Annotated in this window: 15 protein-coding genes; 10 read left to right on the top strand and 5 right to left on the bottom strand. The window is 71.3% G+C overall.

The genetic code is table 11. The features are described from left to right. Nucleotides 1-309: 309 nt before the first annotated feature. Nucleotides 310-654 carry an ArsR/SmtB family transcription factor gene (locus tag ACFWCK_RS15790; protein WP_378806743.1) on the bottom strand — a complete coding sequence of 115 codons (345 nt, stop codon included), beginning with the start codon at nucleotides 652-654 and terminating at the stop codon, nucleotides 310-312. Between the two features lie 102 nt (nucleotides 655-756). Here ACFWCK_RS15790 and ACFWCK_RS15785 point away from each other — a divergent pair, with 102 nt between their 5' ends. After that, a complete protein-coding gene (locus tag ACFWCK_RS15785; protein WP_378806741.1) occupies nucleotides 757-2055 on the top strand; it encodes an NAD(P)/FAD-dependent oxidoreductase in 1299 nt (432 codons plus the stop codon). Between the two features lie 21 nt (nucleotides 2056-2076). Then, complete coding sequence (locus tag ACFWCK_RS15780; RefSeq protein ID WP_378806739.1) at nucleotides 2077-2487, top strand: arsenate reductase ArsC; 411 nt, start codon at nucleotides 2077-2079, stop codon at nucleotides 2485-2487. A 324-nt stretch (nucleotides 2488-2811) separates the two neighbouring features. Here the strand turns inward: ACFWCK_RS15780 and ACFWCK_RS15775 are convergent, their stop codons facing one another. Next, a complete protein-coding gene (locus ACFWCK_RS15775; RefSeq protein WP_378806738.1) occupies nucleotides 2812-3516 on the bottom strand; it encodes a TetR/AcrR family transcriptional regulator in 705 nt (234 codons plus the stop codon). A gap of 146 nt (nucleotides 3517-3662) precedes the next feature. Here ACFWCK_RS15775 and ACFWCK_RS15770 point away from each other — a divergent pair, with 146 nt between their 5' ends. The 7 genes from ACFWCK_RS15770 to ACFWCK_RS15740 all read left to right on the top strand — a co-directional run bounded on the left by ACFWCK_RS15770 (nucleotide 3663) and on the right by ACFWCK_RS15740 (nucleotide 12773). Beyond that, the gene (locus ACFWCK_RS15770) at nucleotides 3663-5384 is read left to right on the top strand and encodes an amidohydrolase (RefSeq protein ID WP_378806737.1); all 1722 of its coding nucleotides are present in this window, start codon (nucleotides 3663-3665) and stop codon (nucleotides 5382-5384) included. Next, a complete protein-coding gene (locus ACFWCK_RS15765) occupies nucleotides 5381-7045 on the top strand; it encodes an ABC transporter substrate-binding protein (protein ID WP_378806736.1) in 1665 nt (554 codons plus the stop codon). The genes ACFWCK_RS15770 and ACFWCK_RS15765 overlap by 4 nt, the downstream gene beginning before the upstream one ends. A gap of 88 nt (nucleotides 7046-7133) precedes the next feature. Further along, nucleotides 7134-8090, top strand: a complete 957-nt coding sequence (locus ACFWCK_RS15760; protein ID WP_378806735.1) for an ABC transporter permease — start codon at nucleotides 7134-7136, stop codon at nucleotides 8088-8090. Next, on the top strand, nucleotides 8087-8953 hold the full coding sequence (locus ACFWCK_RS15755; protein WP_378806733.1) for an ABC transporter permease: 867 nt from the start codon (nucleotides 8087-8089) through the stop codon (nucleotides 8951-8953). Before ACFWCK_RS15760 ends, ACFWCK_RS15755 begins: the two co-directional genes overlap by 4 nt. Then, nucleotides 8950-10569: an ABC transporter ATP-binding protein gene (locus tag ACFWCK_RS15750; RefSeq protein ID WP_378806732.1), complete on the top strand. Its 1620-nt coding sequence runs from the start codon at nucleotides 8950-8952 to the stop codon at nucleotides 10567-10569. Before ACFWCK_RS15755 ends, ACFWCK_RS15750 begins: the two co-directional genes overlap by 4 nt. Nucleotides 10570-10710: 141 nt before the next feature. Then, on the top strand, nucleotides 10711-12105 hold the full coding sequence (locus tag ACFWCK_RS15745; protein WP_378806731.1) for an amidase: 1395 nt from the start codon (nucleotides 10711-10713) through the stop codon (nucleotides 12103-12105). A 47-nt stretch (nucleotides 12106-12152) separates the two neighbouring features. Further along, nucleotides 12153-12773, top strand: a complete 621-nt coding sequence (locus ACFWCK_RS15740) for a histidine phosphatase family protein (protein WP_378806730.1) — start codon at nucleotides 12153-12155, stop codon at nucleotides 12771-12773. 149 nt (nucleotides 12774-12922) lie between these two features. On the opposite strand, the gene ACFWCK_RS15735 is transcribed toward ACFWCK_RS15740, so the two are convergent. Both ACFWCK_RS15735 and ACFWCK_RS15730 read right to left on the bottom strand, forming a co-directional pair. After that, nucleotides 12923-14326, bottom strand: a complete 1404-nt coding sequence (locus ACFWCK_RS15735; RefSeq protein WP_378806729.1) for an aspartate aminotransferase family protein — start codon at nucleotides 14324-14326, stop codon at nucleotides 12923-12925. Between the two features lie 19 nt (nucleotides 14327-14345). Then, on the bottom strand, nucleotides 14346-15845 hold the full coding sequence (locus ACFWCK_RS15730) for a CoA-acylating methylmalonate-semialdehyde dehydrogenase (protein ID WP_378806728.1): 1500 nt from the start codon (nucleotides 15843-15845) through the stop codon (nucleotides 14346-14348). A gap of 111 nt (nucleotides 15846-15956) precedes the next feature. Here ACFWCK_RS15730 and ACFWCK_RS15725 point away from each other — a divergent pair, with 111 nt between their 5' ends. Further along, nucleotides 15957-17519, top strand: coding sequence for a PucR family transcriptional regulator ligand-binding domain-containing protein (locus tag ACFWCK_RS15725; protein WP_378806727.1), 1563 nt, complete (start codon nucleotides 15957-15959; stop codon nucleotides 17517-17519). Nucleotides 17520-17574: 55 nt separating this feature from the next. Here the strand turns inward: ACFWCK_RS15725 and ACFWCK_RS15720 are convergent, their stop codons facing one another. Next, on the bottom strand, nucleotides 17575-18000 hold the full coding sequence (locus ACFWCK_RS15720) for a VOC family protein (RefSeq protein ID WP_378806726.1): 426 nt from the start codon (nucleotides 17998-18000) through the stop codon (nucleotides 17575-17577). Between the last annotated feature and the right edge of the window lie 130 nt (nucleotides 18001-18130).

The following is an 18130-nucleotide window of genomic DNA, read 5'->3' as shown; positions in this document are numbered from 1 at the left end:
CAACACGGCGCCGGGATCCTGGAATGGACCAGCCCGGCCGGAGCGACCTACATCGACCGGCCGCCCGCACCCGTGACCTTCACCATCGACGAACCTGATCCACCACCCGCCGCCGCGGCACCCTTCTAGCGGTCACCCGGCCCGGATACTCGAGTCCGGATCCCGAACCGCCACAATTCCGACACCGGAATCCGGATCCCCCGAAAGTCGCCGTTCTGAGGTCAGGGCTCCCACGCAGGACGAATCGGCTCACCACCGGATCCGCTCATCACCCGGATCCGGTCCCGCGCCAGTCCTGGAGAATCCGCCTCAGATCGTGCGCAGCGACGCCGCCGCCTGATCCAGTGCGCCCTCGGCGATCGCGAAGTACGCCCACTTGCCCCGCTGCTCGCGGGTGACGAGGCCGGCCTCGGTGAGGAGCTTCATGTGGTGCGAGACCGTGCCCTGCGACAACCCGACCGGCTCGGTGAGATCGCAGATGCACGCCTCTCCGCCCTCGCCGGCGCCGATGAGCGAGAGCAGCTTCACGCGCGTCGGATCGCCCAGCGCCTTGAACACCCGCGCGATGCGCTCCGCCTCATCGGCAGCGATCCGAGGCTCCCGCGCGGTCGCGCAGCAGGAGGCGTCGGCGACGATGGTCACGGGGAGCGTCATGACGACATCCTCTCACGTATTGACATTCGTCGATACGTGTTGGACCGTAGTCATATTCACATCTTTCAATCTGAGACTGTTCCCGACCCCTGAGGAGTGCGGATGTCAGAGCTGCCTGTCGTCGTCGTGGGCGCGGGCCCCCAGGGGCTCGCCGCCGCCGCGCATCTCGTCGCGCGCGGGCAGGAGGTCGTCGTGTTCGAGGCGGGCGCGACCCCAGCAGCCGCCGTCTCGGAGTGGGGGCACGTGCGGCTGTTCTCCGGGTGGCCGGAGCTCATCGACACCGCGGCGCATCGCCTGCTCGAAGGGACCGGATGGGTCGCGCCGGCCGAGGGCTACCCGACGGGTCGCGAGTGGGTAGACCGCTATCTCGCGCCCCTCGCGGCGGCGCTGGGAGACCGCGTCCGCACCGGCATCACGGTGACAGGCATCACCCGGGCGGGTCGCGACCGGGTCGTGGACTCCGGCCGCCGCGACGCTCCCTTCCTCGTGCACACAGTCGATACCGACGGCCATGAGAGCCGCATCCGCGCGCGGGCCGTTCTCGACGCCTCCGGCACTTGGTCGACGCCCAACCCGGCCGGCGCGAGCGGCCTGCCCGCACTCGGCGAGCATGTCGCCGGTGGGCGCGTCTCGTACCGGATCCCGGACGACGTCTCGCATCTGGCCGGGCAGCACCTGCTCGTCGTCGGAGCGGGCAACTCCGCCGCGCACGCCGTGCTGCGTCTCACCGATCTGGCACGCACGGAGCCGGGGACCCGGGTCACCTGGGTTCTCCGTCGCGGCGGCGTGGGGTCGGTCTTCGGCGGTGTTGCCGGCGACGGCCTGCCGGAACGCGCCGCGCTCGGCATCCGGGCTCGCCGCGCCATGGAGAAGGGTCTCGTCGATGTGATCACCGGGTTCCGTGTCGACGAGCTCCGCGCGCACCCGGACGGCATCACCGTCGTGGCCGACGATGGACGCGAGGTCACTGACGTCGCCCACGTCTTCGCGCTCACCGGATTCCGGCCGGACACCTCCTTCCTGACCGAGCTGAGGATCGCCCTCGATCCCGTCCTGGAGGCGGTTGCGGGTATCGCCGCCGAGATCGACCCCAACATCCATTCGTGCGGATCCGTCGGCGCGACCGGAGCACGGGAGCTCGCGCAGCCGGAACCCGGGTTCTTCATTGTCGGGGCGAAGAGCTACGGCCGCGCACCGACTTTCCTCGCCCTCACCGGCTACGAACAGGTCCGCAGCGTCGCCGCGCACCTCGCGGGAGATGACGAGGCTGCGGACCGCAACGAGCTGGCACTCCCGAGCACCGGGGTGTGCGGTGGATCCGGAGACTTCGACACCGCGGGCGAAAGCTGCTGCGCCGTCCCGGTCCTGCAGATCGGCGCCCGCCCGGTCGCCGTAGGCTGAACCCGAAACGAGGAGAGAAGCATGACCACCGACGCCACCCCCGCCGTGCTCTTCGTCTGCGTGCACAACGCCGGCCGATCGCAGATGGCCGCGGGGTTCCTGCGCGAGATCGCGGGCGACCGCATCGAGGTGCGCTCCGCCGGGTCGCTCCCAGCCGACCAGATCAACCCCGTCGCCGTGGCGGCGATGGCCGAGCTCGGCATCGACATCGCCGCGGAGCAGCCCAAGGTGCTCACCACGGAGGCCGTGCAGGACTCCGACGTCGTGATCACGATGGGCTGCGGCGATGCCTGCCCGTTCTTCCCCGGAAAGCGCTACGAGGACTGGGCGCTCGACGACCCCGCGGGGCAGGGCATCGAGGCGGTCCGCCCCATCCGCGACGAGATCCGCCGCCGTATCCACGAACTCGTCGGCGAACTCCTGCCGGCCTGAGCCGGACGCCGCGGACGAGCGGTCGACGGCTCGCTGGTCCGGATCCGACTCGTCACGATCAGCACACGAGGTGACGATCGGCACACGGATCCACGTCAACACGCGTGCGCATCGTGGCAGGGTGTGCTGATCGTCGCAGCCGAAGGCCTTCAGGTCGCACTTTCGGCGCTTCCCCGAGCAGGAGCAGCAGAAACTGCGGCGTGAACGCCGGATCCGGCGGACCGCCACCCGCCACACCCGCCACCCGCCACCCGTCACCCGCGCTCAGCCTGCGGCCGGCGCTCTCAGCGTGCCCCCGACGCTCTCCGCGTGCGGCCGGCGCTCTCAGCCTGCGGCGCGTGCGGCGGAATCCAGGATCTGGTCCACGCCGAGGAAGAACAGCTCACGGTCGCGCAGCGAGGCCAGCGCCACCGTGTGCTCCGCGATGCGGGGGTAGACCCGCGGATCCGCCAGCGGCGGCTCGTCGAACCAGGGTCCGTCGACCTCGCCGTCGGCGCGCTCCGCCCGCGCTCGCGCGATGCCCGCCGCGGTCGACAGCACGTGCGACGCGAGCAGCGCGTAGTGCCGCACCACGTCGGCCCCGCTCAGCCCCGCGGTGGTGAACGCCTGCAGCATGAGCTCGATGGCGCCGAGCTCGCCCGGACCGTGCGTGGTGAGGATCGTCGCCTCCGCCCCGACGGCCGGATACTCGGAATACAGGTCGAGCGTCGCGCCGGCCATGGCGCGCAGCCGCCCTCGCCAGTCCTCGGCCGGGATATCCACACTCTGCACGGCGCGCAGCGTGACCTCGTCGAGCAGGGCGCGCATGAGGTCGTCCTTGCTGCGGAAGTGGCGGTAGATCGCTGTCGGGTCGGCCCCGAGCCTGGCGCCCAGCTCGCGCACGGAGATCGTCGTCGCCCCGGTCGCGGCGAGTTCCAGCCCCGTCGCCACGATGAGCTCGGGATCCAGTCGAGGCCGGGTCGGCCCGGCCTTCTCCGTCGATGCGGACGCGTCGTCGAGTGCGGTCCGGCTGCTCCTCTTCACGGGCATGCCCCCTCCTGGTTCCTATCGTCCCACGTACACAACCACTCCGTCACCAGTTCAGTCAACACCGTTGACATCGCCGCGGACTCTGGTTAGCGTTATCGCGACCCGCAGCCCGGCGGGCCCTCTGCTTCAACGGCGAAAGGCGGATGATGACGACGCGCGTCTTCCACGGCGGATCGGTGTTCACCGGTACCGGCACCCCCCTCAGCGGCCAGGCCGTCATCGTGCGCGGCGAGCGCATCGACCGGATCGCGCCCGAGTCCGAGCTGGCCGCACTGCTCGGCGCCGAGCCCGAGGGGTCGGTCGAGCTGATCGACCTCCACGGCGCGCTGCTCAGCCCCGGCTTCCAGGATGCGCACATCCACGCCGTCGGCGGCGGGGTGGAACTGCTGCAGTGCGACCTCAGCGGCACCGAATCCGCGCAGGAGGCCGTCGCGGCTGTGCGCGCCTACGCCGAGGCGAACCCCGACGAGGAGTGGATCCTGGGCGGAGGGTGGTCGATGGACAGCTTCCCCGGCGGCAACCCGACGCGCGACCTGCTCGACGCCGCCGCACCGGGCCGTCCCGTGCTGCTGTCCAGCCGCGACCACCACAGCGTCTGGGCCTCGACGACCGCGATCGAACGCGCCGGCGTCACCGCCGACACTCCGGATCCCTCCGACGGCGTCGTCATCCGCGAGGCCGACGGCCACCCGGCGGGGACGTTCCACGAGGGCGCCGGCGACCTCTTCGGCGCCGTCCGTCCGGTGACCAGCGAAGAACTGCGATACCGCGGCCTGCTCCGCGCCCAGGAGGAGCTCATCACCCTCGGCATCACGGGCTGGCAGGACGCGATGGTCGGCGGGGGCGGCGCGGGCATCGCAGACCCGCTCCCGGCCTATGAGCACGCCCTCGCGGAGGGCACGCTGCGCGTGCACGTCACCGGCGCGCAGTGGTGGGAGCGCGACGGCGGCATCGAGCAGGTCGCGCACATGGTCGCCGAGCGGCAGCGCGTCGCAGCCCTCGGATCGCCCGAGCGGCTCGAGATCGGCACGACCAAGATCATGGTCGACGGCGTCGCCGAGAACCACACGGCCGCGATGCTCACGCCCTACCGCGATGCCCACGGCCACGACACGCACAACCACGGGCTGAGCTTCATCGACCCGGAGCGCCTGCGCGCGTACGTGACGGCGCTCGACGCGGCGGGGCAGCAGGTGCACATGCACGCGCTCGGCGATCGCGCCGTGCGCGAGGCCCTCGACGCCCTGCAGGACGCCCGCGACGCGAACGGCCCGACCGACAACCGCCACCACCTCGCGCACCTGCAGATCGTGGCAGAGGAGGACGTGCCGCGCTTCGCCCCGCTCGACGCCGTCGCGAACCTGCAGGCGCTGTGGGCGACGCACGAGGATCAGCTCGACGAACTCACCCTGCCCTTCCTGCAGGAAGGACAGGAGGCGCGACAGTACCCGTTCGGCGACCTCGTGCGGGCCGGGGTCCGCCTCGCGGCGGGCAGCGACTGGCCCGTCTCCAGCGCGGCGCCGATCGACGCGATCCACATCGCCGTCAACCGCACCGTGCCGGGGTCCGACCGGGAGCCCCTCGGCGGCGCGCACCAGCGCCTGGACCTGGCCACGGCCATGGCCGCGTACACCTCCGGCAGCGCCTACGTGAACCACCGCGAACACGACACCGGAAGCATCAAGCCCGGCTACCGCGCCGACCTCGTCGTGCTCGATCCGTCGCCGTTCGAGGTCGCGATCGACGAGATCCACACCAGCCGCGTCACCCAGACCTGGATCGACGGCGTACTGCTGCACAGCGTCGAGACCGCCGATTCCGCCGCCACCCGCACCACCTCCATCGATGAAGAAGGGGAGCTGTCATGACCCGCACCCGCCCGAACCGCGGCGCCTCGCGCCGCCTGATCCGCGCCGCGGCGTTCAGCGCCGCCGCGCTCGTCACCGCGACCGCGCTCACCGCATGCTCCGGCAGCGCGACCGGCGGCGGGTCCGCGACCGCCGACTGGAAGCTCACCACAACGACCGCGAAGCCGAGCGGCGACATCGACTCGTTCTCGTTCGCGCTGTACGCCGAGCCGGCCACGCTCGACTACGCCTACGCGTTCGACTACCCGGACAACCAGGTGCTCGCGAACGTGTGCGAGTCGCTGCTGCGCCTGAACCCCGACTACTCCCTGAGCCCGGGCCTCGCGAAGAGCTTCTCCAACCCCGACCCGCTCACCTGGGTCTACGAACTGCGCGACGGCGTGACCTTCCACGACGGCACCCCGCTCACGGCGGCGGACGCCGTGGCCTCGATGCAGCGGATCATGGACCCGCAGGTCGGATCCAGCTGGTTCTCCGTGTATCAGAACGTCGATTCGATCACCCAGACCGGGCCGATGGAGGTCACGGTCAAGACGAAGATCCCCGATTCCCAGTTCAACCAGGGCATGGGCGGATCCGCCGGTGTCATCGAGTCGGCTGCCACCCTCGCGGCCAAGGGCAAGGACTACGGCAACTCGACCGGCGGCGTCAACTGCACCGGCCCCTTCTCGCTGAAGCAGTGGAAGTCGGGCGAATCGCTCACCCTCGAGCGCTACGACGGCTACTGGGACACCGATCTGCGTGCGAAGTCGAAGGAGATGACCTTCTCGATCATCCCCGATGCCACCGCCCGCGTGAACGCCATGAAGTCGGGCAGCGTCGACGGATCCTGGATGATCCCGCTCGAGTCCGCCGCGCAGCTGCAGGCCTCGGGTAAGGGCGACGTGCTGTACGCCCCGTCCACGGCCACGAGCGACCTCGTGATCAGCAACATGAAGGGCGTGCTCGGCGACAAGCGCGTGCGCCAGGCGCTCATGCTGGCGCTCGACCGTCCCGGCATCCTGAAGGGCGCCTCGCAGAACATCGGCGAGGTCACCGATGTGCTGACGACGAAGCTGGTCTGGGGATCCGCCGCCGACGCGGCGAAGAAGGCCGCCTTCGACGACATCACGCACTACGAGCAGGATGTCGCGAAGGCCAAGAAGCTCGTCGAGGAGGCCGGCGCGACCGGCAAGGAGCTGGTCTACGTGACCGCCCCGATCGGCAACGACTTCTCCGTGGTCTCGCAGGCGACCATGGCCGCCGCTCAGTCGATCGGGCTGAAGCTGACCATCAAGACCGTGAGCCCCGCGCAGTACACGGCGCTGTTCAGCGACCCGAGCGCTCGCGAAGGGGTCGACCTGTTCTACACCGTCTGGTATCTGTCCAGCCCCGACGCCCTGGAGATGTACGGCGTGCTGCGCACGGGCGACTTCAGCAACTACGGCGGTTGGAGCGACGAGGAGTTCGACAAGACCGTCAACGAGGCCGTGGGCACGATGGATCCGGCCGCGCGCAGCGCGCTGACCGCCAAGGCGCAGCAGATCGCGAACGAGGAGCTGCCCTGGATCCCGCTGGCCTCCGGCCCGCTGCCGCTGTTCCTGGGCAAGCGCATCACCGGCCTCGACCCCTCGATGGCGTTCCTCTACTACCCGTGGGCGGCCCAAATCGGCAAGCGCTGATCCGCCCGACCCCACCCGATGAGCCGAACCCCCGGAGCGACACGCACGTCGCGCCGCTCCGGGGCCGGCCGAGACCACAGGTGACGCCATGAGCACTCTCCGCCGCGTCGCGGGAAAACTGGGCGGGCTGCTGCTCACCCTCTTCCTCGCCTCGCTCCTCGTCTTCTTCTCCCGGTTCCTCGTGCCCGGCGACCCGATCCGGTTCCTGCTGCGCGGCCGCAAGCCCTCTCCCGAGGCGATCGCCGACGTCACCGCGCAGTACGGGCTGGACCTGCCCCCGTGGGAGCAGTACCTGCGCTGGATCGCCGGCGTGCTGCACGGCGACTTCGGCCGCTCCCTGCAGTTCCGCCAGGACGTCACGGTCGTGCTCGGCGACCGCCTCCCGGTCACCCTGATGCTCGTCGTGATGGCCGGCGCGATCATCGCCGTCGTCGGCCTCATCGGTGGCGCGATCGCCGCCCTGAACAAGGGCCGTGCCGCCGACCGCGGGATCCTCATCTCCCTCACGGTGCTCGGAGCGATCCCCTCGTTCGTCGGATCCATCGTGCTCATCGCGGTCTTCTCGGTGCAGCTGGGCTGGTTCCCGTCGTTCGGGTCCGGATCCGGATTCTGGGACATGGCGTACCACCTGGTGCTGCCGTCCATCGCCCTGGCGATCGTGTTCATCGTCCTCGTGGGCAAGGTCACCCGCTCGGCCATGGTCGAGCAGCTGAACCGCGAGCACGTCGAGGTCGCCACTTCCCGCGGCATCACCCGGCTGGCCGTGGTCCGTCGGCACGTGCTGCGCAACGCGCTCGGCCCGATCCTGACCGTGTCCGGCGTGCTCGTCGCCGGCCTCATCGTGGCGAGCTCGATCGTCGAGCAGGCTTTCGGCCTCGCCGGCATCGGCTCGCTCCTGGTCGGCTCCGTCGACCGCCTCGACTTCCCCGTCGTGCAGGCGATCGTCCTGCTCGTGGTCACCGCCTTCGTCGTCGTGAACGCGATCATCGACATCCTCGAACCCTGGATCGACCCGCGATCCGCCGCAGGAGCTGGTGCGCGATGACCGTCCCCACCCCCACCCTGGCCGTGCGCGTGCTGCGCATGCCCAAGAAGCTGCGCGGACGCGGCATCGTGATCACCAGCATGGTGGTCCTCGCCGTGGTCACCCTGGCCGCGATCCTCGCCCCGTGGGTCGCCCCGTACGACCCCGACGCCGTCGATTTCACCGCGTTCTACGCGGCCCCGTCGCCGGCGCACTGGCTCGGCACGGACAGTCTCGGTCGCGACCTGCTCAGCCGCAACATCTGGGGTGGCCGCACGGCGCTGCTCGGCCCGCTGCTCGTCGTCGTGTTCTCCACCGTGCTGGGCATCCTGCTCGGCCTGCTCGCCGGCTGGCGGGGCGGCTGGATCGACGCCGTGCTGGGGAGGGTCTTCGACGTGCTGTTCGCGTTCCCGTCGCTGCTGATCGCGATGATGGCGGTCGCCCTGTTCGGCAAGGGCCTGGTCGCCCCGGTCATCGCGATGAGCATCTCCTACGCGCCGTTCGTGGCGCGGCTGACCCGCTCGCTCGTGGCCGCCGAGCGCACCCGCCCGTACGTCGCGGCCTACCGCGTGCAGGGCTTCGGCGGCTCCTGGATCGCGCTGCGCCGCGTGCTGCCGAACATCGCCCCGATCGTGGGGGCGCAGTCGACGCTGAACTTCGGCTACGTGCTCGCAGAACTCGCCGGGCTGTCGTTCCTCGGCCTCGGCGTGCAGGCGCCGACGGCCGACTGGGGCGCCATGATCAACGAGGCCCAGTCCGGCATCGCCGCCGGCCAGTTCCTGCCCGCCATCGCGCCCGCCATCGTGGTGGTGCTCGTGGTCGTGGCCGTCAACATCGTCGGCGAGGATCTCTCCGACCGCATCGGAGGGGAGATCCCCGCATGACCGCCGCACTTCTCGACACGGCTGCGGCGCACTCCGCGTCCGCACTGCTCGACATCCGCGAGCTCACGCTGGATCTGCCGAACGGCACGCGCCTGCTGCACGGCATCACCCTGTCCGTCGCCCCCGGCGAGACGGTGGGCCTGGTCGGCGAGTCCGGATCCGGGAAGTCGCTCACCGCGCGCACGGTGCTCGGACTCACGCCCGAGCGGGCGGAGATCGGCGGATCCGTGTCGGTGGACGGCCGCTCCCCGCTCGCGCCGGCGTCGCTGCGCGCGATCCGTCGCGCCGACGCGGCGATGGTATTCCAGGATCCGCGCGCAGGCATCAACCCGATGCGCACGATCGGAGACCATCTCACCGAGGCGCTGCGACTGAACGAGGGCTGGTCGCGGGGTCGTGCGCGTGCGCGTGCCGCCGAGCTGCTCGCCGACGTGCGCCTGCCCTCCCCCGCCGAGCACCTGGATCAGCACCCGCATGAGCTGAGCGGCGGCATGCTGCAGCGCGTCATGATCGCGGGCGCCCTGACCACTGCGCCACGCCTGCTGGTGTGCGACGAGCCCACCACGGCGCTCGATGTGACCACGCAGGCCGAGATCGTGCAGGTGCTGCGCGAGCTCTGCGCCGAACGCGGCATGGGCATGCTCTTCATCACGCACGACCTCAACCTCGCCGGATCCCTGTGCGACCGGCTGGTCGTCATGAAGGACGGCGCCGTGGTGGAGGAGGGGCCCGCGCTCGACGTGCTGCGAGCTCCGCAGGCCGAGTACACCCGCCGCCTGGTCGCGGCGACACCGCGGCTGAGCGGATCGGACAGCGCCGTGGGCTCGGCCTCCGGTCCGGCCTCCGCCATGGTCGAGGTCGCCGGCGTCTCGAAGACGTACCGGGTGCGCGGCCGCGGCGAGGTCCACGCCGTCGCCGACGCCACCCTCGAGATCCCGGTCGGCGGCGCCCTCGCCGTCGTCGGTGAATCCGGATCAGGCAAGTCGACCCTCGCGCGCATGATCGTGGGCCTGGAGCAGGCCGATGCGGGCACGATCCGGATCGGCGGGCGCGACATCGCGGGGCACGCGACGGGACGCGAGGCACGGGTCGCGCGGGCGAAGAGCGTGCAGATGGTGTTCCAGGATCCGTACCTGTCGCTGGATCCGCGCATCCCGGCCGGCCAGGCCGTCGGCGATGTGCTGCGGCTGCACGCGGGTCTCGACAAGGCCGCCGCGGCGGATCGCGCCCTGGAGCTGCTCACCGCGGTCGGCCTGGGCGAGGAGCACGCGCTCGCCCGCCCGAAGACCCTGTCCGGAGGGCAGCGCCAGCGCGTCGCGATCGCCCGCGCCCTCGCGATCGAGCCCGACCTGCTCGTGATGGACGAGGCCACCAGCGCCCTGGACGTATCCGTGCAGGCGCAGGTGCTCGACCTCGTCGCCGACATCCGGCGCCGCCAGGGCCTGACCCTGCTGTTCATCAGCCACGACCTGGCCGTCGTGCGCCGGGTGTGCGAGCAGACCCTGGTGATGCGCCGCGGCGAGATCGTGGAGCGCGGCGCGACGACCGAGATCCTCACGAACCCGCAGCACGAGTACACCCGGCTGCTGCTGGACTCGGTGCCCGTCCCGGCCTGACCCTCCCTGGGGTCGTTGAGCGAGGACGCCGAAGGCGACCGAGACGAAACGCGGCGCCCCCTCACGAACCAGCCCCGCAAGAGCACCGCGTTTCGTCTCGCTCCGCTCGCTCAACGACCCCCATCCCGGAAAAGGACTCCCATGGAGCTGCACCACCTCACTGCGACCGAGGCCGCCGCGCGATTCCGCCGTCGCGAGCTCTCCCCCGTCGAGCTGCTCGATGCGGTGATCGCACGCACGGCGGCGACCGAGCCCGCCATCAACGCCGTCACCGAGCAGTGGCTCGACGAGGCCGTCCTCGCCGCCGCTGCGTCCGAACGGCGGTTCGCCGACGGCGGGCCCACGGGGGCGCTCGAGGGCATCCCGCTCATGCTCAAGGAGGAGCAGCCGATCGCCGGCCGCACCGCCGAGGAGGGCAGCCTGCTCGAGCGCGGGCACGTCGCCACCGAGACCCACCCGATCGTGGATCGCATCTTCGCGGCCGGCGCCGTGGTGCACGGGCGCACCACCACGCCGGAGTACTGCTGCGCCCCGGTCACCCACACCGCGCTCTGGGGCGTGACCCGCAACCCGTGGAACACCGACTTCACCCCGGGCGGATCCTCCGGCGGCTCCGGCGCCGTGCTCGCGAGCGGTTCCACGATCCTCGCGACCGGATCCGACATCGGCGGATCGATCCGGATCCCCTCGTCGTTCTGCGGCGTGGTCGGGTTCAAGCCGCCGTTCGCGCGCGTGCCGGGGATGGCCCCGTTCAACTCCGACACCTACTGCGCGGACGGGCCGATGGGACGCAGCGTCGCCGACGTGGCGCTGCTGCAGAACGTGATCTCCGGCCCGTGGGCGGGAGATGCAGCGTCGCTGCGCGAGGTCGTCACCGTGTCGGGCGAGGTCTCGTCGCTCGCCGGGATGCGGATCGCGGTCTGCCTCGACCTCGGCGGATACGCGGTGGATCCGGCGGTCGTCGTGAACACCCTGGCCGTCGTCGCGGCGCTTCGCTCAGCAGGCGCCGCGGTGGAGCAGGTCGAGCTGCCGTGGGGACCGGAGCGGGTTCTCCAGACGAGCTGGCCGCACTTCGGCGCGGTCATGGGACCGTTCATCGAGTCCATCGCCGACGGCGATCCCGAGCGCACCGCCCAGCTCATGCCATACACGCGGGCGTTCGCCGAGTCCGCCGCGAACGGCGGCGACTTCGTGACGGGGCTCGAGGCGGAGTCGGCGTTCTACCGACCGTTCGGCGAGCTCATGCAGGAGTTCGACGTGCTCCTCTGCCCGACCGTCGCATCGACCGGCCTGGCCGCCGACGAGCCCTGCACCGACAGCAGGGCGATCTTCTCCCAGCTCATGACCCTGCCGTTCAACGTGATCGGGCGGGTGCCGGTGCTGGCCGTGCCGTCGGGGATCGCGCCGAACGGCGTACCCACGGGGGTGCAGCTCGTCGGACGCACCTTCGATGACGCCACGGTGTTCCGAGTCGGCGCCGCACTCGAGCAGGAGCTCGGGCTGTGGACGGATCCGGCGTGGTGGCCGTCGCTCTGAGCCACAGCGACCCACCCCCGAGGTCACCCTCGACCTAGGCTGGATCCATGACGCGGATCTGGGTGGTGCGGCACGGGCAGAGCATGCTGAACGCGGCGGAGCGGATCCAGGGCTGGTCCGACGCGCCGCTCACTCCGACCGGACGCGAGCAGGCCGCCACCCGCGGGCTCGACTTCGCCGCGGCGGGCATCCGCTTCGACGCCGCGTTCTCGGGCGACGGGATGCGGCACCGCGAGACCGCCGCAGGTCTCCTCGCGGCCGCCGGTTCGGAGCTCGCCGCCCTGCCCGACCCGCGCTGGCGCGAGCTGAGCTTCGGGGCGCTGGAAGGAATGCACATCCGCCGCTTCTCCCGGCTCATGGAGGACCACGCCGACGCGGAGATGCCGTTCATCGCGACGCTGGATGCCCTCGCCGCCACGGATCCGCTCGCCGAGGCGCCTGCCGCCGTGGCCGTGCGGGCGATCGAGGCCCTGCACGATGCGGCGGAGGCCGGATCCGAGGTGCTCGTCGTGACGAGCGGCATCACGATCATGTCGCTGCTGCACACCCTCGGCGGTGCGCCCGACACCCGATCCGGTCCCGCCAACCTGTCGGTCTCCACGATCCGCCGCCATGAGAACGCCTGGATCGTGGACCGCGCGGCGGATCCGGATCCGATCGCGGTCTGACGGCAGGTCCCGTCCGGACGGCAGCGGCCTGTTTCGGGGCGCATCCCCGCGTTCCGGGGCGCGCCACGTCTCCGAAACCCGGCGACACGCGCCCCAGACGCGACGGATCCCGCCCCACCGAGGGGACGGGATCCGGGCGTAGCGCCGACTCAGACGGTGTAGCCGTCCGCGACGTCGAGCGCCTCGTCGAGCGCCGCGAGCCCGCGCACGAGCTCGTCCTCGGTGATCACGAGCGGCGGGGCGATGTGGGTGCGGTTGAAATGCACGAACGGCCAGACGCCGCCCTTCTTCGCCGCGGCGACGAACGCGCCCATCGGGGCCGCGTCGGCGCCCGCCGCGTTGAACGGCACGAGCGGTTCGCGGGTCTCCTTCGAGCGCACCAGCTCGACGGCCCAGAACAGACCCTGGCCGCGCACCTCTCCGACGCTCGGGTGCTTCTCCAGCCAGCCCTGCAGCGTGGGCTCCACGATGCGGGATCCGAGGTCGCGCACGCGCTCCAGGATCCCGTCACGCCGGAACACCTCGAACGTCGCGACGCCCGCGGCGCACGCCAGCGGATGGCCCGAGTAGGTCAGCCCGCCCGCGAACGGCACGGTGTCGAACGCGCTCGCGATCCGGTCGGAGATCACGACGCCGCCGAGCGGCACGTAGCCCGAGTTCACACCCTTCGCGAAGGTGATCAGATCCGGCTTCGCGTCGAACGCGTCGATGCCGAACCACTCGCCGAGGCGGCCGAAGCCGACCATGACCTCGTCGGCGATGTAGACGATGCCGTAGCGGTCGCACAGCTCGCGCACGCCCTGCAGGTACCCGGGCGGCGGGACCAGCACCCCGTTGGTGCCGACGACGGTCTCGATGATGATCGCCGCGATCGTGTTCGGGCCTTCGAGCTGGATGGTCTGCTCGAGGTGCGCGAGCGCGCGCTGCGACTCCTCGGCGAGCGTCGACGAGTGGAACGCCGAGCGGTACAGATACGGGCCGAAGAAGCGCACGGTGCCGTTGTCGACGGTGTCATTCGCCCAGCGCCGCGGGTCGCCGGTCATCGAGATCGCCGTCGCCGTGGAGCCGTGGTAGCTGCGGTACATCGACAGCACCTTGCGGCGTCCGGTCACGGTGCGCGCCATGCGCACCGCGTACTCGTTCGCGTCGGCGCCGCCGTTGGTGAAGAACACCTTCTCCATGCCCTCGGGCGCCACCTCGGCGATGAGCCGCGCCAGCTCGCCGCGCACGTCGTTCGCGAGCGACGGCTGGATCGTCGCGAGACGACCGGCCTGGTGCTGGATCGCGGCGACCAGATCCGGCTGCTGGTGGCCGAGGTTGAGGTTCACCAGCTGGCTGGAGAAGTCGAGGTAGGCGTTGCCCTGGTAGTCCCAGAACGTGGATCCCTCGCCCGCGGCGACGGGCAGCGGGTCGATCGCGGCCTGCGCGCTCCAGGAGTGGAACACGTGCGCGCGGTCGTCGGCGCGCACCTGCGCCTCGGCCTCCACGGCGGGCAGGGCGTGCGTCTCGCCGTGTCGGTCGGTGAGCACGGCGGCTTCGGTGGTGACGGTCATGATCCGGATCCTCTCGGCGTCAGTGGTTGCTCGGGAAGCCGAGGTCGACCTGCGCGGGGGTGTGGTCGGGCCAGCGGGTGGTGACGACCTTGGAGCGCGTGTAGAAGTGGATCGACTCGGGGCCGTAGATGTGCGAGTCGCCGAAGAGCGAGGCCTTCCAGCCGCCGAACGAGAACGCGCCGATCGGCACGGGGATCGGCACGTTGACGCCGACCATGCCGACCTCGATGTCGAACTCGAACTCGCGGGCGGTGCCGCCGTCGCGGGTGAAGATCGCCGTGCCGTTGCCGAACTGGTGCGCGTTGACGAGCTCGACGGCCTCGGCGTAGCTGCTCACGCGGACCACCGAGAGCACCGGGCCGAAGATCTCGTCCTCATACAGCTTCATGCCGGGCTTCACGTGGTCGATGAGGCTGATCCCGGTGAAGAAGCCGTTCTCGTCGAGACGCTCGCCGGCGGCGATCCGCTGCGTGCCGTCGATGAGCACGGTGGCGCCTTCGGCGGCGGCTCCCGTGACATAGGACTCGACGCGGTCGCGATGCTCGCGGGTGACCAGCGGGCCCATCTCGCTCGCCGCGTCGGTGCCGTCGCCGATCCGCAGGTTCTGCACCTTCTCGGTGATCGACGCGATGAGGGGCTCGGCGACATCGCCCACGGCGACCAGCACCGAGACGGCCATGCAGCGCTCGCCGGCGGATCCGTAGGCCGCGGAGACCGCCGCGGCCGCAGCGCCGTCGATGTCGGCGTCGGGCATCACGACCATGTGGTTCTTGGCGCCGCCGAGGGCCTGCACGCGCTTGCCGTTGGCGGAGGCGCGCTCGTAGATCGACTTCGCGATCGGGGTGGATCCGACGAAGCTCACGGCCTTGACGTCCGGCGAGTCGAGCAGGGTGTCGACCGCGACCTTGTCGCCGTTGACGACGTTGAGCACGCCGTCGGGAAGCCCCGCCTCCTGGAACGCCTTGGCGAGCCAGATCGCCGCGGACGGATCCTTCTCGCTCGGCTTGAGCACGACGGTATTGCCGCACGCGATCGCGGAGGCGACCATCCACAGCGGCACCATCACCGGGAAGTTGAACGGAGTGATGCAGGCGACCACGCCGACCGGCTGCTTGACCGAATGCACATCCACGCCGCGAGCGACCTGCTCCGCGTGCTCGCCCTTCAGCAGGTGCACGAGACCGGCGGCGAACTCGACGTTCTCGATGCCGCGCGAGACCTCACCCGCGGCATCGGAGAGCACCTTGCCGTGCTCGCTCGTGACGATGGCGGCGAGCTCGGGCGTGCGCTCGGCGAGGATCTGGCGCAGGCGGAAGAACACGTCGGCGCGCTTGATGAGGCTGGTCGCGCGCCAGGCGGGACCGGCGGCCTTCGCCGCGGCGATCGCCTGCTCGACCTCGGCGGCGCTCGCGAACGCGACGGTGCGGTGGGCCTCGCCCGTGGCGGGGTTGTACACCGGGCCGGTGCGCTCGGTCTCGCCGGTGTCGGCTCCGTCGATGAAGTGGCGGATCACGGTCACGCGATGCTCCTCGGGTCGTGGGTTCGAATGCTGCGGACGCGGATCCGGACACTCTGATCGGACACGTCCGCGGGCTTGCTCTCCCATGCTGACAAAGGGGAGGATGGATCCGTGCCCGCAGATCGTCTGGACTTCGCCGCCGATCGGACAGATCGTCCGGACGCACGGCAGGACGCGCCTGCACCGTCCCCGAGCGAGCGCAGCGAGTCGAGGGGCGATCCGGGTCTTCCGACCGTCGCCGACGCCCTCGAGGTCGCCTCGCTGCAGGCGGGGATCCCCGAGCTGCTGGCCGGGTCCGTCGACGTGCCGGTGCGCTGGGTACACGTGTCCGACAGCGAGCGGGTCGCCGCGCTGCTGGACGGCGGAGAGCTGCTGCTCACCACGGGCGCCGGCTGGCCCGGCGATGCCGCGGCGCTCGGCCGCCTTGTCGACGAGCTGTCCGATGCGGGCCTGGCCGGGATCGTGCTGGAGCTCGGCACGCGGTTCGCGGTGGTGCCGCCGGCGCTCGTGGCGGCGTGCCGCGCGCGCGACCTCGCGCTCGTGACGCTGGACCGCGAGGTGAAGTTCGTCGCCGTCACCGAGGAGGTGCACCGCCGGATCATCGCGGGCCAGGTCGAGGCGCTGCAGGAGCGGCAGCGGCTGCACGAACTGTTCACCGGGTTGAGCCTGCGTGGCGCGCCGGTCGAGATCGTCGTGCGCGAGACGGCGCGGGCGCTGCGTGCGCCGGTGGTGCTGGAGGACCTCGCGCACGAGGTCGTTGTCGCCGACTCATTCGACCTGGCCGAGGCGGAGCTGCTCGCGGACTGGGCGGGTCGATCGCGCCGCCTGCCACCGGAGTGGACGCGCGTGCCGGTCGCCGCCCGCGGCACGCGATGGGGCGAGCTGATCGCCCTGCCCGGCCCGGCGCACCCCGCGGGGCCGGCGACCGTGCTCGAGCAGGCCGCGACGGCGCTCGCGCTGTCACGCCTCGCCGACGGGGAGGACGCCTGGGCCCGGCTGCGTGCGGAGGGGCTGATCGCGGCGCTGCTGAGCGAGCGGTACGTCACGTTCGCCGATATCGAGGCGCGTCTCGAGTCCTCCGGATTCCCCGTCCGGGGCCGGACACTGTACGTCGCCGCGTCGACTGCGGCCGGCAGCGGCCCAACCGGATCCGCCGGGGACGCGCGCGTCCTGAGCGCGGTCGTCGGCGCGGAGCGGATCCTGCTCCTCTCCCTGCCGGCAGGATCGCGCGTGCCCGAGTCGGTCCTCGAGTCGATCGGATCCGGCGCCGTCAGCGACCCCGCATCGTCGGCGGCGGAGCTGCTCGCGGCGATCCCGGTCGTGCGGCGGTTGGCTCGCCAAGCGGAGCCCGGTGCCGTGCTGCGCGTCGCCGAACGACCTCTCGCCCGCCTGGCCGCCGAGCTCAGCGGGGACCACCGGCTCCAGGAGCACAGCGCGCGTCTGCTCGCCCCGCTGATCCGCCACGACGACGCGACGCAGGGCGACCTGCTCCGCGTGCTGCGCGCCGTGGTCGCGCACCCCGGCAACCGCACCGCGGCGGCGGCCGCTTCGCACCTGTCCCGCTCGGTCTTCTACCAGCGCCTCACCCTCATCGCGGACCTGCTCGGCGCCGATCTCGACGACGGTGAGACGCTGTCGGCGCTGCACCTGGCGCTGCTCGCGCACGGACGCTGACGAGCCTCGCCAAGTGCGAGGCTCGTCCCAAGCGACCGCGGCCCCGGCTCGGGTCTCACCCGGCGGCGGGCGCCCCGCCCATCACGCGCGCCACCATCTCCGGCGACGGCTGGCCGAGCGCGATGATGTTGTCCTCACTGTCACTGAACCACGCGGCCCGCTCATCCCCCAGCTCCGCGATGCCGTCGACGGTCTTGAGCCCGGGGAAGTCGTACTCGTGGAAGGCGATCCCGCGGGCGCGCAGCGCCGCCACGTCGCGGTCGATGTCGTCGGTCAGGAGGTTCAGCGCCGTGTTCTTCGCCGTACCCGCGAAGCTGGTGAGGTACACCAGCACCACGGTGCCGCCGACGTCGTAGAACACGTTCCCGGACTCGGCGTCGACCTCGACCGGATCCCGGTCGAGTACGTCGTGCCACCAGCGCTTGGCGCGCTCGAGGTCCGCAGCAGGGAGAACGGCCGTCGCCATGAATTTCTCGAACATGATGAGCCCCAGCTCCGGGGTGTTGTCATCCTCGCGTCGGCCCAGCACAACGCCGCGCCGCTCGGGCGCGCGAATGAGTTCCCCGCGCTGATTGTATTCCCGGATCCGACGCCCCGAAAGGCCTCGATGA

The sequence above is a fragment of the Microbacterium sp. NPDC060117 genome (assembly GCF_042729315.1).
Lineage (GTDB): Bacteria > Actinomycetota > Actinomycetes > Actinomycetales > Microbacteriaceae > Microbacterium.
The sequence above is the reverse complement of the archived record's forward strand: the minus strand, read 5'-3'. Positions and strand labels throughout refer to the sequence as shown.